Source organism: Sphaerospermopsis sp. LEGE 00249 (genome assembly GCF_014299995.1).
Lineage (GTDB): Bacteria > Cyanobacteriota > Cyanobacteriia > Cyanobacteriales > Nostocaceae > Sphaerospermopsis > Sphaerospermopsis kisseleviana.
On record NZ_JACJUZ010000028.1, the window covers coordinates 43,582 to 57,932 of the forward strand.

The following is a 14,351-nucleotide window of genomic DNA, read 5'->3' on the forward strand; positions in this document are numbered from 1 at the left end:
CTGTCACCTATCACCTATGACTTTGTGATACAGTATTTCTGCTGCGATAATAATAGACAAAATTAAACATGAGTAAAAATTTTGAAATTCAAGAATTAGCGATCGCTATCACTGCTAAAAATTTGAATCCCACAGTCATAACCCCTGATTTTTTGAAATATACTGGAATTGTTCCCACAGATTGGGAATTAGCGACAGAGCCAGTTTTTAACAATGTTGTCGTGCAGATTTTCTACAAAAGTGGTGTAGGAATTGTAGCCCAGCCAAATAATGTTACAGTAGTTGAGTCCATAGGTGCAAAACAACAGGCAGAAATTCAAATACCCAAAATTACTCATCAGTTAGTAGAAAAACTCTCCCAAGTTGAGTATCAAAGAGTAGGAATTAACCCCAGAGGATTCGTAGTTTTTAACTCTGATGCAGAAGCATATCAATACATTAATGGTAAACTTTTAGTACCTGGTTCATGGCAAGAATTTGAAGGTGCAAAAGTGAATGCTGCCTTGCAGTTAAGTTATCCTTTGAAACGGGGAATACTAAATTTAAGTATTAACCAAGCAAATGTACAGTTTCCTGATAAAGTAGCAGCAGCAATTTTATTTTCTGGTAATTTCAACTATTCTTTATCAGGAAATACAGCAGCGGATAAACTTCAAGATTTGCAGCAAATAATTACTAACTGGCAAGTGTCAGTAGGTACTTTCCAAAAATTATTAGTAGAGAATTTTTTAACTTCTTCTGAAGCTCCAAAAAACATTTCTGTTTTTCCACCAATGGCGAAAAATTGATAATGTATTAGTCTAGTTACTGTGGGGTGGGCATCTTGCCAGCCCTAATTATAGTCATTCTCTGATAGTTTATTCAATCAAATAACCATCAACATTAACATCCAAAACATCCGATTTAGTAAAAGGACATGATTCAGGAAAAGTAGTCAAAGATAGTTGAGTTTCCACAGCAGCAGCTTTACAAGCTTCTTGGTAACATTCATCAAATACAGCATCGAAGTGACGTTTGAGACTAGGACTATTTTTAAAAGCTTTGTTTAATCGGCGAGAGTGTTCAATAATAGTATAAGACCAACTAGGAGAGCGTTTTTCTGGTTGATACTTCCACCTGAGTAAATGTTGTAATATGCGAATTAGATTACTTTCTAAAGCATCTTTTTCTTTGCGACTCATTCCTTCAATTTCTTCAATTAAATTTTCAATATCTAATTGTTCTAATTTACCTTCTTTTAAGAAAATAGCAGTTTGTTCTAACCAGAGATTAAAGTCAGTTTCATGCAGGGTTTTTACAGTTAACATAATGTAAATACTCCAAGAAATAAAAATTAGGGATAAAAATCTAAATCGAAAATTTCAGCGTGACAAAAAGGACAGGATTCTGGAAAAACACCAAGAGGTAATTTAGTTTCCTTACTTGCGGATTTTCTAGCCATTTGATAACATTTATCAGAAATTGTAGCTAGAAAATTTTTCTCTAAACTAGGACTATCTTCAAAAATAAATAAGATTTGACGACGTTGTTCATCAATAGTCGCTAACCAACTACTAGATTGATTTGCTGGTTGATATTTCCATTTTAATAAGTGCATTAATAAAATGATTAATCTATTTTGTAATTCTCGTTTATCACTTTTACCCATTGCTTCAATTTCTTCAATGAGATGTTCTAAATCTAATTGATGAAAATTTTGTTCGCGTAAATGCTGTAATGTGGTTTCTATCCATTCTTGATAATCAGTTTCATAAAGAGTTAACTTAGATTCTGTTTTCATAGACAAATCCTCTTAAAAACGAATATAAATCTATTATACAATAATATAGAAAATTAAATATCCCTCTTCTGTCACTTGCCGAAAACATTTGCCATTTCTAAATTTTGTAACCTTTTCCTGGCAAGCGATCGCTCATTTATTTATGTTAATGAAATTAAAATTGAAATCCAAACAGGAAAAGATGATTTAGAAGATGCAAAAGATAAGTCTTTTGATTTACTAAAGATTATTGAGATTGCAGATGCTTTCGCTACTGGTGTTGGAATAGCAGCACAAGGTATTGCTCAATTATTATATTAACAAGTTTACAATCAATAGGAATATTTAGATAAAAACATCCCCCACAACTCCCCCAACCCAGACCACTGCTAACACCATCAAAGGCATTGTAAGATATAAGCAGTAACATAGCCCTCACCACCAATGACATCAACTCTGTTAAAATCTCCTCGTCTTCACGCTCCCAAGGTGCATCCTCTACCTAACGGTTTAACCATTATTGCCGAGCAAATGCCAGTAGAAGCAGTGAACCTGAATGTATGGGTAAAAGTTGGCTCTGCTGTGGAGTCAGATGCTATCAATGGCATGGCTCACTTTTTAGAACACATTGTATTTAAAGGTACAGAAAAATTAGGCAGTGGTGAGTTTGAGCGTCGCATTGAAGAAAGAGGTGCAGTAACAAATGCAGCCACTAGCCAAGATTATACACATTTTTATATCACTACTGCCCCTAAAGATTTTGCAGAATTAGCACCACTGCAAATAGATGTAGTGTGTAATCCTACCATTCCTCAAGAAGCTTTTGAAAGAGAAAGATTAGTAGTTTTAGAAGAAATTAGACGTTCGGAAGATAATCCCAGAAGGCGCATTTATCGGCACACAATGGAAACCGCTTTTGATGTTTTACCCTATCGTCGTCCGGTACTTGGACCAGAAACCGTAATTTCCCAAGTTACACCCCAACAAATGCGAGAATTTCATCAAACTTGGTATCAACCATCTTCCATAACTGCGGTTGCTGTGGGTAATTTACCAGTGGAAGAATTAATAGAAATTGTCGCTGAGGGATTTGAAAAAAACAGTCAAAAATCACAAAGCTTCACATCTAAAAATCAACATTTAACCGTTAGTCAAGAACCAGCATTTACAGAAATTGTGCGCCGAGAATTTGTTGATGAAAGTCTGCAACAAGCCCGGTTAATAATATTATGGCGAGTACCTGGATTAATTGATTTAAATGACACTTATGCTTTAGATGTGATAGCAGGAATTTTAGGACATGGGCGTACATCTAGATTAGTCCATGATTTACGGGAAGAAAAAGGAATAGTTTCTGCAATTGCTGTGAGTAATAGTAATTATAAACTCCAAGGATTATTTACTATTTCTGCTAAATGTGATGTAGAAAATTTACCAGCAGTAGAAACAGCAATCATTGAACATTTGGAAAAACTACACACAGAATTAGTTAAAGAATCAGAAATTGCTCGTGTGCAAAGACGAGTAGCAAATAGGTTTATATTTGGCAATGAAACACCAAGCGATCGCTCTGGTTTATATGGTTATTATCAATCTTTAATAGGTGAGTTAGAACCAGCATTTAATTATCCCCAATATATCCAAAACCAAGACGAAAATCATTTAATACAAGCTGCACAACAATATTTATCACCCGAAGCTTATGGTGTAGTTGTCATCAAACCAAATTAGTCATGGGTAATTGGTGATTGGTAATTGGTAATATACCATTCTATAACTTTTACTTCTTACTAATAACCAATACCTATAGGACTTACGCAAGATATGACTAAAAACCTTATTCTTGCGTAGGGGTAATTCATGTAGCTTGCTTCCCGAAGGGTATTACCCCTACTTTCGTTGCCTTTTGCGTAACTAATAACCTATAACCTATAACCAATAAAAAACCATGATTTGGCAAGAAATAGATCACCATATAAGTCAAGTAACAGGACAAAAATTTCAAACCTCTCAACATTCATCTGTAAGCGGTGGTTGTATTAATCAAGGTTATGCCATTAGTAATGATAAAATCACCTACTTCGTGAAACTCAACAAAGCTACTCAGGGAGAAATGTTTGCAGCAGAAATGCTGGGTTTACAACAAATGTATGAAACCAAAACTATCCGTGTTCCTAAACCTGTATGTTGGGGAAATACAAATAATTCTAGTTATATAGTATTAGAATGGCTAGAAATGAACGGTGGTAATAACAAATCTTGGCAACAAATGGGACGAAACCTAGCAGAAATGCACAAAACCATTAGTAAAAAAGGTTGCGGTTGGGATCTGAATAATACTATCGGTTCTACACCCCAAATTAACACTTGGAAATCTGACTGGATAGAATTTTATACAGAACATCGTTTAGGTTATCAATTTCAACTAGCAAAAAGAAAGGGAGGAAGATTTCCTTTAGCAGAAAAATTATTAGCAGCTATTCCCGAATTATTAGCAAATCATCATGTTGAACCAGCTTTAGTACATGGTGATTTATGGGGAGGAAATGCCGGATTTACAGTTGATGGTGAACCCGTAATTTTTGATCCAGCAACTTATTTTGGCGATCGCGAAGTTGATATTGCCATGACAGAATTATTTGGTGGTTTTCCACCAGCTTTTTATCAAGGTTATCAAGAAATATTACCTTTAGATCAGGGTTATGAACAACGGAAAACCCTTTATAATTTATATCACATTTTAAATCATTTTAATTTATTTGGTGGTGGTTATGCTTCCCAAGCAAACGGGATGATTGAGCGAATTTTGCAGAATTTGTAAAATTTAGATTTTAATTAAAAATAAGATACCCGACTTCTTGTTTATTTTGTAAATTACTCATAATTTATAATTTATAATTTATAATTTATAATAATTTATAATTCGGTTATCTGTGTAGTTAATTTATCAAATAAAATTATGAACTAAAAACATGAAATACTATCAACTACAAACCAACGTTTTACCTAATAATTACCTCAATGACTTGTGGGGTGAAATTCAATCTAGTCCTTACTTTGCTATCAACAATCTCAACCGTGATTTTATCAACACCAAAGGATTTTCTGTGGTTTTTCAGCGTCATGGATTACCCAAAGTTATAGAAAAGTTTCCCTTTTTTAAACCTTATTTAGATTTAGCATTGCAACCTAATTGTAATGCTTTTTATCTCAATCCCTTACTATTAAAAGAAGGTTCTCGCGTTGATCCACATATAGATCGTTCTTTGCGTTCTTATTGTAAAACCATTGAACCACCAAACCTAGTTAGTGTTCTTTATGTGCGAGTACCAGAAAACATGGAAGGGGGAGAATTGGTGTTAAAATCAACTAAACGCCAAGTGGGACAAGTTAAACCTCAAACTAATACCCTGGTTTACTTTCAAGGAGATTTAACCCATTCTGTTAACGCTGTGACAACTCCTGGAAATCGCCTCAGTTTAGTTTGTGAACAGTATAATTTAACAGAGGATGAATTAGAGGAAATACCAGTATTTATCTTAGAATCAAGAGCTAGTCAATCTGCAAATAAAAAACGAAAATATGGGTATTAGAGATATCGTACTTAATCATTAATAAAAACAATGCTGCTAAACAACCGCTATCAAGTCATTAGCACCCTGGGATCTGGTGGCTTTGGTGAAACCTTTCTCGCTCAAGATACCAATATGCCATCACAGCGTCTCTGTGTGGTAAAACAATTAAAACCGATTCACAATAATCCACAAATTTACCAAATAGTACAAGAAAGATTCCAACGAGAAGCGGCCATTTTAGAAACCCTTGGTAGTGCATCTGATCAAATTCCTGCTTTATATGCTTATTTTTCTACAGGGGGTGAATTTTACTTAGTTCAGGAGTGGATAGAAGGAGATACTTTAACAGCGAAAATGCAAAAGCAGGGATTATTTACTGAAAATGCTATTGAGGAATTATTAGTTAATATATTGCCTGTTTTGAAGTATATTCATTCACAAAAAATAGTTCACAGAGATATTAAACCGGATAATATTATTATTCGTAAAAGTGATAATAAACCAGTCTTAATTGATTTTGGTGCAGTGCGTGAATCAATGGGAACGGTGTTAAATTCGCAAGGAAATCCTACCAGTTCTATTATTATTGGTACACCGGGATTTATGTCCAGTGAACAAGCAGCAGGAAGACCAGTTTATTCTAGTGATTTATATAGTTTAGGTTTAACAGCAATTTATTTATTAACTGGTAAACCGCCTCAAACCTTGGAAACAGATCCGCAAACTGGGAAAATAATTTGGCAAAATTTTGCTAGTAATATAAATCCTCATTTAGCAAAAGTCATTGATAAATCTATTGCTTATCATCCCAGAGAAAGATTTACTTCTGCTCAGGAAATGTTGGATGCTTTGCAAATAAAGTCAGTTATTAATAGTCAATCACCAGTTACTCAAACAATAATTGCTCCTCCACTGCAAAATACAGTTACAGTTAGTCCAGGGAATACAAATCAACCAGTTAATCAGAATAATAAACAAACAGGAATGATTCTACCTAGTATTATCGCTAGTAGTTTGATAGGTGGTTCTATTATTATTGGATTGGCGATTAATAAATCTTCTCCACCTGTTGAATCTGCCAATAACACAAATACAACTCTATCTTCCTCAAATAAAAATTCAGTAGAATCTTCATCACCAACTCAGGAAGAACAAAAAACAGAATCATCTAAAAATACTTCACCTCAATCTACTGACGCAACACAGACTCAAGTTAATCCCCCATTAGCAGATGAATCTGTAGTCAATAATTCATTTTATTTTGTAGCTGATTCTGCCTTTAAAGATTTACCAACTGCTACTCAACAAGTTAGAACTTTACAAGTTAGAGGTTATTCTCAAGCTGGAATGTTTTGGATACCAGATTATCCAAATCTATCAGGAAAGCGTTTATATCAAGTATACGCAAATTGGTTTAGCGATCGCACGAATTGTATCAACTTTCTAAAAACCTATGGACAAGTTAATTCAGATGCTTATTGTGTGCTTGCGAGTAAAGACGCTAATACATCACCTGATCGTGTATATTTCAAGGAAATTTTTAAGGTTTCCATATCTGATACATCACCAGTAAATAACACAAATATCAATAATAATTATTTTTGGCTTTCGCAAAGACGGGTGACAGCAGCAGATTTATCTGGTAAAAGTGGTTATGAATTAGATATTATGAGAAACACAATATTTGCAGTTCACGGACGCAGGTTTAATACTCCTGAGTTACAAGCATATTTTAATCAGCAATCGTGGTATAATCCCCAATATTCACCCCAAGAATTTCCTGTTGATTTGTTATCAAAAATAGAAATTGAAAACGCAGTATTTATTAATCAATATCAAGAAAATCATAACCGTAGATACTTCGCAACAACATCTAATTCTCATCCAAATCCTACAGGAAAACCATTAGAAACTGAATCTGTAATTATCGATCCAGTAAATAAAGAAATTCAGCCATTATCAGATGGATACTATTATATAGTGGTTGAAAATCAGGGTGATACTACTTTAAATTCTGTACGTCAAATAGTTCCTGACGCTTATTTATCAACAAACAAAAAATTTATTTATTTGGGTGCTGTGAAGACTCAAGAGGAAGCAAAACAAAGGTTACAAAAACTAGAAATAAATGGTATTAAAGCATATATTCAACAGCAGTAAAAATTAACAATATCAATAGGACTTATACTCTTATCTTACTTTGTCCCTTTGCGCCTTTGCGCCTTTGCGTGAGATTTAAAAATTCAGAATCAGATTTTTATTTCAATGTTGGGTAATTCCTAAACTCCTTGAAATTCTCGCTCCTGACTCCTGACTTCAGGAAACATCCTATAGTTATATCGTCAAAGTATCTGATATACATTGGGAAGGATCTCGCGTCTAACGTTTCATGACAACAAAACTGTTAAACAACCGCTATCAAGTTATCCAGGTACTCGGTGCTGGTGGGTTTGGGGAAACTTCCCTCGCAGAAGACATCCACCTTCCTTCCCGTCGTCGCTTCGTCATTAAAGAACTAAAACCTATTAACCACGATCCTGGAACTTCTCAACTCATTCAACAAAGATTTGAGAGAGAAGCCGCGATATTAGAAAATCTAGGGGAAACCAGCGATCAAATTCCCAAACTTTACGCCTATTTTCCCGAAAATAGCAAATTTTACTTAGTGCAAGAATGGATTGAAGGACAAACCCTCAGCAATATTATCCAATCAAAAGGCAAGTTAAATGAAACAGTTGTTAGAGAAATTCTTGTCAGTTTGCTGTCAGTTTTAGATTATGTCCACAGCAAAGGTATTATTCATCGAGATATAAAACCAGATAATATCATCCTTCGCTCCCAGGATAATAAACCAGTGTTAATTGATTTCGGTGCAGTGAAAGAAACTATCCGTACCGTGATCAATCCTTCAAGCAATCCTGTACAATCCATAGTTATCGGTACTCCTGGTTATATGCCTAGTGAGCAAGCGATCGGTCGTCCAGTTTATGCTACTGATATTTATAGTTTAGGCTTAACTGCCATTTATTTACTCACAGGTAAACACCCCCAAGAATTAGAAACTCACCCGCAAACAGGGCAAATATTGTGGCAAAAATACGCTGAGGGAATATCCCCAGTAATGGTACAGATACTTACACAAGCTATTGAACCACGTCCTGGCGATCGCTATACCACAGCCAGTAAAATGCTCTATGCTTTAAAATCTGGTCAAAATAATTATAAGAATTACAAACCCTCCCATTCTCCCACCACCAGCGCCACAAAAATCCTTAACCAGCCAACTCAACCCACATATTCACCCGCAAAAACTCCAGTTATCAAACAAGTCAACAATCCTAATAACTGGCAGAAACCCGCTATCATTTTTGGTGGTGTAGCAATTGGTATTGTAATTGGTTTAGTAACAGCTTCTAACCGTCAGCCACAACCTTCAACTTCAGCGTCCACCAACTCCACAGTAACAACAGAAGCACAAACTCCCTCTGTTTTACCTACAAATTCCCCGGTTTTGGAAGTTTCACCCACACCAGTAATTACACCAACTCCCCCTATTCAACCTGAAATCATTTCTAATCCCATACCAGAAAGCAATTCTTCTCCAGAAATAACACCACCACCAGCGGATAAGCCTGTAATTGAAAATACTTCCATTCCTCCAGTCACATCCACACCCCAAGCGGAAATACAACAACAGCAACCACAGCCAGAAGCAGTTCCCTCAGCAGAGGTATTATCTGATTCTCGGAAACAGCCAGAACAACCGCCTACTCAACCAGAAGTATTGCCCAAATCAGAGGTATTTTCAGATACCCAGAAAAAGCCCGAAAAGAATAAACCTAAGTCAACAGGCCAATTAAATGCCACCAATATCAGGACAAGTGTACCAACATTTACTACAGGTACATCCAGAAGCACGGTAGAAGCCGCATTAGGCAAACCCAGAAGGGATTTAAGGGGATTATGGCCTAATACCCGTGCAGTTATCTATGAAGTAGTACCCGATAAAATAGACCTGGGTTATTTATTTGACCGTGACACTGGTAGACTCAGACAAACAGAAGTCGGTTTTGCGGGAACTGTAGATCATCAAATCATGCAAACAACTTTAAATGGTTTATTAGCAGGAAAAGCAACCGCAGAAATTCAACAAGGACTACAACAAATTCAACAACGTCAGACAGACAATTTTACCTTCAAAAAAGGTGGAGTTAAAGGGCAAATAATCAGGCAAAATTGCGATTCAATTTATATTAGTGTTTGGGAAGCAGATTTACATGATTTTGTTGATCCTGCAACGGCTAAACAATGTTAAACCAATTTAACAATTACCTCTAAAATACTCTCAATTTTTTGCCAGAATTAGGATGTCCAGGATTTGAGGATTTACAGGATGTTACTTGATGATGGTTGGTTATGTAGGGTTTGCTGAATAAACCTAAAACCTTGATATATCAAAGGTTAGAGGCTGATAAACACAGAAATTAGTGCAAGGGTTTTGAAGGGTATACCGGAAAAAGTGTACATTTTTTGGGATTTCAAGAGATGGCAAAGAAATTTTCAAATCTCCTCCTGACTCCTGTACGGGCGAAGCATTCGGAAAATAGGCTTGGACAAAAATTGATAATTAGTCGCCCTAATGCTTCGCCCCTACCACTTCTGACTCCTGACTCCTATGCCCTCACGGAAAGACTTTCTCAGCAACCCCTATGTAGGGTTTGCTGATAGCGTAGCGTGGCGTTAGCCAGTGCCAGCTTTTATGAGGTGGCAACTGAAAAACCTTGCACTTAATTCCTACTTCAAGAAAAAATCGTTCCTATCCAACTATTGAAACTGTCACCGTGGCCTAGCACCTGTCACCTGTCACTGGTCCTTCACAGATAACTTTTTCAGCAAACCTTAACTATACGCAAGCAATAACATTAATAACAGCCTAATAATTTTGACAAAATATAGAATAATTTTTAACCAGTTGTTAGGGCAAGCTAAAAGAATAGCTCACCCTAAATAATTTACAATTACAAATTACTTGATGGTTACAGTACCACCAGCTTCAGCAATGCGTTTCTTGATGTCTTCAGCAGCTTCCTTATTAACACCTTCTTTGACGGGTTTAGGAGCAGCTTCCACTAAGTCTTTAGCTTCTTTTAGACCCAAACCAGTGATTTCACGGACAATCTTGAGAACTGCAATTTTCTTGTCAGCGGGTACAGATTCGAGAATAGCATCAAATTCGGTCTTCTCTTCAACAGCTTCAGCAGGAGCAGCAGCACCAGGAGCAGCCATCATCATCATGCCGCCAGCAGGAGCAGCAGCACTTACACCAAAAGCTTCTTCAATTTGCTTAACTAATTCCGCAGCTTCTAATAAAGTCAAAGATTTTAACTGTTCTAAAATTTGATCGGTTGCAGTAGACATTGATAGAACTCCTAAAGAATTTTGATTTGTTTTTTGTCAGTTGTCATTAGTTATTAGATACTGGTTTTAACTAACAGCATTTAACTAATGAAAAATTGTTATTCAGCAGCAGCTTCAGCGCCGTCTTTGTCTTTATCAGAGACAGCTTGAATAGCACGAGCCAAAGAACTTGGAACTTCGTTGATACCCACAGCCACCTTGGTAGCCAAAGCGTTGATAGCTCCAGCAATTTGCGCCATAAGTTGTTCCTTAGATGGCAAGTCTCCTAAGGCCTTGACATCCGCTTCTTTCAACAAGCGCCCTTCCATGACACCGCCACGAAGTTCTGTCTTCTTGGTGGCTTTTTGGAATTCCTGGTAGGCTTTAATTGCTGATAAATCATCTTTAACTAACACAAAGGCTGAAGAACCTTTGAGCAGTTCTGACATTGGTTTCCATTGCTCATCTTCCTGAATGGCAATGCCCATAAAGGTGTTTTTAGTCACCTTACAAACAGCGCCACTAGGACGTAAACGCCGCCTTAAGTCTGTAATTTCGGCAACTGTTAGACCTTGGTAGTCAATTACGAGTGCTAAAGTTGACTCGTTTAAAGTCCCTTTCAGGTCAGCTACTATTTCTTTCTTGTTTTCTAACGTTCTACCCATGCTTATCTCACCTCCAAGGGCAAAATCTTAATTAGTGAACATTGGCAAAAGGCAGGAGTCAGGAGTCAGGAGTCAGAAGGTCAATATTTCTTCCCCATCTCCCCATGTCCTCATCTTCTTATCTCCCCAGTCACCAGTCACCAGTCACCAGTCACCAGTCACCAGTCACCAGTCACCAGTCACCAGTCACCAGTCACCAGTCACCAGTCCCCAGTCACCAGTCACCAGTCACCAGTCACCAGTCACTAGTCACCAGTCACCAGTCACCAGTCACCAGTCCCCAGTCACCAGTCCCCAATCACCAATCACCAATCACCAATTCCCTTGTAAAATATGACAGTTGTATTATATGCCCGAATGTGATTGAGCGTTATACTTTGCCCGAAATGGGCAATTTGTGGAATGAAAACTATAAGTTACAAACCTGGCTACAGGTAGAAATTGCTGTTTGTGAAGCTCAAGCAGAACTAGGTTATATTCCCAAAGAAGCGGTAGCGGAAATTAAAGCCAAGGCGAATTTTGACCCCAAGCGGGTGCTAGAAATTGAGGCAGAAGTTCGCCATGATGTGATTGCTTTCTTGACAAATGTCAATGAATATGTTGGTGATGCTGGACGTTATATTCACCTCGGTTTAACCAGTTCCGATGTACTGGATACGGCATTAGCACTACAATTAGTTGCTAGTTTGGATATCTTGTTACAACGATTAGAAGATTTAATTGGGGCAATTCGCAACAAGGCCAGAGAACACCGTTATACTGTGATGATTGGGCGATCGCATGGTATTCACGCTGAACCTATTACCTTTGGTTTTAAATTAGCTGGTTGGTTAGCGGAAGTATTGCGACATCAAGAACGTTTGCAAGTCCTGAAAAAAAATATCGCTGTCGGTAAAATATCCGGGGCGGTGGGAACTTATGCCAATATTGAACCTCGTGTAGAAGCGATCGCTTGTCAAAAACTTGGACTTAAACCCGATACCGCTTCCACTCAAGTTATTTCCCGTGATCTTCATGCCGACTTTGTGCAACAATTAGCTTTACTGGCGGCATCTATAGAACGCTTTGCCGTAGAAATTCGCAACTTGCAAAAAACCGACGTTTTAGAAGTTGAAGAATACTTCTCCAAAGGTCAAAAAGGCTCTAGTGCCATGCCTCACAAACGCAACCCCATCCGCTCAGAAAGACTGACAGGAATGGCGCGACTGGTAAGAAGTCATGCAGGAGCAGCTTTAGAAGACGTAGCTTTATGGCATGAACGAGATATTTCTCACAGTTCCGTCGAACGGGTAATTTTACCAGATGCTTGCATTTTAACACACTTTATGCTACATGAGATCACCGACTTGGTGACAAATTTGCTGGTATATCCCCAGAACATGGAACGCAACCTTAACTGCTATGGTGGAGTCGTCTTTAGTCAAAAGGTTCTCTTAACCTTAGTAGATAAAGGACTTAGCCGGGAAGAAGCTTATAGCATAGTTCAGCAAAATGCCCATACTGCTTGGAATAAACCAGAAGGTAATTTCCGTAATTTGATTAGTAAAGACCCCCGTGTAACTGCAAACTTGTCAGCAGCAGAAATAGATGCTTGTTTTGATCCACAAAACCATCTGAGACATTTAGATCAAGTTTATCAAAGACTGGGAATTTAAAATTTAGGAGTCAGGAGTCAAAACTAGAAGTGAGAAACTGTTCCCGGATCTACCTGTGGAAATATGAACTTTTCACATCTTAATTGCTTCTGACTCCTGTATTTTTGACAATTTGGTACAGGTTCTGATCCTTCATAACGGAAAAATCGTCAATCCAAAATCGATTGACTCCTGAACTCCTAACCCTCACGAAAAGACTTTTTCAGCAAACCCTACTTACCTGATACTTGTATATTAAAATAACTTGAATCCATAAAATTACTGATTTAGTAAAGAATCTGCTAATTGATGTGCAAAAATTTTCAATTTAAATTCCTATATATCTACCCAAACATCTGAACTATAGATTACAACTTTGTATATAGCACCAAGTTAGTGAGGTACAGAGTTTTTTATCTTTGGGAATTGGGAATTGGGAATTGGGAATTGGGAATTGGGAATTGGGAATTGGGAATTGGTAACAGTAAATAAATTAGGGTGTACCTCATGAGACTGGGAAACGCTATATAAAACATAAAGACAGTATTGTAAAATATTTTATGGATACACTGATTAACGTCCGTTTTGCACAAAAACCATTCCCAAAAAAACTAAACATTCATAACTCTTCTTTGCTCATCTACTTATAGAAGGTATACTCCTATGATTGAAATCCTCGCTACACTCTCTGCTGGAGCAGCAGCAGGACTAAGATTAGCTATACCTTTGTTAATTATTGGCTTGTTACAAGGTAGCAACCTCTGGTCTGAGATACCAATTTTATCACGTATTTCACCTTATGTTTTAATTTTTGTACTAACCAGTTGGTCACTATTTGAAATATTTGCTTCCAAACAGCTACGAGGACAGAGAATATTACAACTGGTGGAGTTATTTTTGTCCCCCATAGTAGGAGCAATTATGGGGTTAGCAGTAGCTTCAGCTACAGAATTACCAAGTTGGTTAATTGCCTTGGTAGGTGGTTTGTTGGCTTTGGTACTTCAGTTAGTACAGTTAGGCTGGTTTTATCGTTTGCGCGGTTTACCATTGTGGGCAGTTTTTTTGCAAGATAGCTTGTGTATTGTACTGGTAATTTTTGCCGTGGATGCTCCCCAACAAGGAGGATTAATAGCTTTAATTCTGCTCTGGTTTGCAGTTCGTAGTGCCGCACAGTGGTATCACTGGTATTGGGAAAATCGTAAGAATAGGGAATAGGGACTGGTGACTGGTGACTGGGGACTGGTGACTGGTGACTGGTGACTGGGGACTGGTGACTGGTGACTGGTGACTGGTGACTGGGGACTGGTGACTGGTGACTGGG

The 14,351-nt window shown here is 37.4% G+C and carries 14 protein-coding genes and 1 pseudogene; 11 read left to right on the forward strand and 4 right to left on the reverse strand.

Annotated features, from left to right (window positions below):
* The first annotated feature begins 68 nt into the window (after nucleotides 1-68).
* Nucleotides 69-788 carry a hypothetical protein gene (locus H5968_RS11715; RefSeq protein WP_187040095.1) on the forward strand — a complete coding sequence of 240 codons (720 nt, stop codon included), beginning with the start codon at nucleotides 69-71 and terminating at the stop codon, nucleotides 786-788.
* A gap of 69 nt (nucleotides 789-857) precedes the next feature.
* On the opposite strand, the gene H5968_RS11720 is transcribed toward H5968_RS11715, so the two are convergent.
* Both H5968_RS11720 and H5968_RS11725 read right to left on the reverse strand, forming a co-directional pair.
* Complete coding sequence (locus tag H5968_RS11720) at nucleotides 858-1,307, reverse strand: DUF29 domain-containing protein (protein ID WP_187040096.1); 450 nt, start codon at nucleotides 1,305-1,307, stop codon at nucleotides 858-860.
* A 26-nt stretch (nucleotides 1,308-1,333) separates the two neighbouring features.
* Complete coding sequence (locus tag H5968_RS11725) at nucleotides 1,334-1,780, reverse strand: DUF29 domain-containing protein (RefSeq protein WP_187040097.1); 447 nt, start codon at nucleotides 1,778-1,780, stop codon at nucleotides 1,334-1,336.
* Nucleotides 1,781-1,855: 75 nt separating this feature from the next.
* On the opposite strand from H5968_RS11725, the gene H5968_RS11730 reads away from it, so the two are divergent.
* The 7 genes and pseudogenes from H5968_RS11730 to H5968_RS11760 all read left to right on the forward strand — a co-directional run bounded on the left by H5968_RS11730 (nucleotide 1,856) and on the right by H5968_RS11760 (nucleotide 10,059).
* Complete coding sequence (locus H5968_RS11730; RefSeq protein ID WP_187040098.1) at nucleotides 1,856-2,080, forward strand: hypothetical protein; 225 nt, start codon at nucleotides 1,856-1,858, stop codon at nucleotides 2,078-2,080.
* Between the two features lie 123 nt (nucleotides 2,081-2,203).
* Entirely contained in the window at nucleotides 2,204-3,490 is a 1,287-nt protein-coding gene (locus H5968_RS11735) for a pitrilysin family protein (protein WP_187040099.1), read from the forward strand.
* Nucleotides 3,491-3,710: 220 nt separating this feature from the next.
* Nucleotides 3,711-4,580, forward strand: a complete 870-nt coding sequence (locus tag H5968_RS11740; RefSeq protein ID WP_187040108.1) for a fructosamine kinase family protein — start codon at nucleotides 3,711-3,713, stop codon at nucleotides 4,578-4,580.
* Between the two features lie 151 nt (nucleotides 4,581-4,731).
* Nucleotides 4,732-5,352: a 2OG-Fe(II) oxygenase gene (locus H5968_RS11745; RefSeq protein ID WP_187040100.1), complete on the forward strand. Its 621-nt coding sequence runs from the start codon at nucleotides 4,732-4,734 to the stop codon at nucleotides 5,350-5,352.
* 30 nt (nucleotides 5,353-5,382) lie between these two features.
* Nucleotides 5,383-7,197: pseudogene (locus H5968_RS11750) on the forward strand (YARHG domain-containing protein); the annotation flags it as partial.
* Nucleotides 7,198-7,723: 526 nt separating this feature from the next.
* A complete protein-coding gene (locus tag H5968_RS11755) occupies nucleotides 7,724-9,649 on the forward strand; it encodes a serine/threonine-protein kinase (protein WP_187040102.1) in 1,926 nt (641 codons plus the stop codon).
* A 230-nt stretch (nucleotides 9,650-9,879) separates the two neighbouring features.
* The gene (locus H5968_RS11760) at nucleotides 9,880-10,059 is read left to right on the forward strand and encodes a hypothetical protein (RefSeq protein WP_187040103.1); all 180 of its coding nucleotides are present in this window, start codon (nucleotides 9,880-9,882) and stop codon (nucleotides 10,057-10,059) included.
* Between the two features lie 300 nt (nucleotides 10,060-10,359).
* On the opposite strand, the gene rplL is transcribed toward H5968_RS11760, so the two are convergent.
* On the reverse strand, nucleotides 10,360-10,752 hold the full coding sequence (gene rplL, locus H5968_RS11765) for a 50S ribosomal protein L7/L12 (RefSeq protein WP_096566805.1): 393 nt from the start codon (nucleotides 10,750-10,752) through the stop codon (nucleotides 10,360-10,362).
* 98 nt (nucleotides 10,753-10,850) lie between these two features.
* Nucleotides 10,851-11,396, reverse strand: coding sequence for a 50S ribosomal protein L10 (rplJ, locus tag H5968_RS11770; RefSeq protein ID WP_096566807.1), 546 nt, complete (start codon nucleotides 11,394-11,396; stop codon nucleotides 10,851-10,853).
* A gap of 34 nt (nucleotides 11,397-11,430) precedes the next feature.
* Between rplJ and H5968_RS11775 the strand changes: the two genes are divergently transcribed.
* From H5968_RS11775 to H5968_RS11785, 3 genes are all read left to right on the forward strand, one after another.
* Nucleotides 11,431-11,733, forward strand: coding sequence for a hypothetical protein (locus H5968_RS11775; RefSeq protein WP_187040104.1), 303 nt, complete (start codon nucleotides 11,431-11,433; stop codon nucleotides 11,731-11,733).
* 22 nt (nucleotides 11,734-11,755) lie between these two features.
* Nucleotides 11,756-13,051 carry an adenylosuccinate lyase gene (gene purB, locus H5968_RS11780; protein ID WP_187040109.1) on the forward strand — a complete coding sequence of 432 codons (1,296 nt, stop codon included), beginning with the start codon at nucleotides 11,756-11,758 and terminating at the stop codon, nucleotides 13,049-13,051.
* A 642-nt stretch (nucleotides 13,052-13,693) separates the two neighbouring features.
* Nucleotides 13,694-14,245: a DUF4126 domain-containing protein gene (locus H5968_RS11785; protein ID WP_187040105.1), complete on the forward strand. Its 552-nt coding sequence runs from the start codon at nucleotides 13,694-13,696 to the stop codon at nucleotides 14,243-14,245.
* The last annotated feature ends 106 nt before the right edge of the window (nucleotides 14,246-14,351 follow it).